Genomic DNA, 425 nt, shown 5'->3' on the forward strand with positions numbered 1-425 from the left:
TATATAAATCTTTTGATTAATGATTTCGGAAAAAAGCTCCAAATCTTTTGTTTTCATTATCAAACCTCATAGATATTATTCTAATCGAAGGATAATAACAATATTTAGTAAGTTCTGAAATACATAATCTACTTTTGATTTTGTAAATATATTTTGTATTTTTTTCTTTAAAGATTTAGTGTCTTTTAAAGTTTAAAATACTTATATTGAGTAAGTAAGGAGGAATCAATGAACGATCTTTTAAAAATGATTCACAATCGGGCTTCGATTCGGAAATTTACCGGTGAACATATTCCGGAGTCTGATTTGGAGCAGATTATGTCGGCAGCACAATCGGTACCGAATATTAATAATTATCAGCCAGTGACTTACGTTGAAATTACGGATCAATCTATCAAAGAACAAGCAGCCGATTTGGTCCATAT

1 protein-coding gene is annotated in these 425 nt (G+C 29.6%); it reads left to right on the plus strand.

Annotated features, from left to right (window positions below):
• Positions 1–228 precede the first annotated feature (228 nt).
• A partial coding sequence (locus KH893_RS12445; RefSeq protein WP_281166356.1) for a nitroreductase family protein occupies positions 229–425 on the plus strand: 197 nt, incomplete at its 3' end.

This window comes from Liquorilactobacillus sicerae (assembly GCF_029916425.1).
GTDB lineage: Bacteria > Bacillota > Bacilli > Lactobacillales > Lactobacillaceae > Liquorilactobacillus > Liquorilactobacillus sicerae.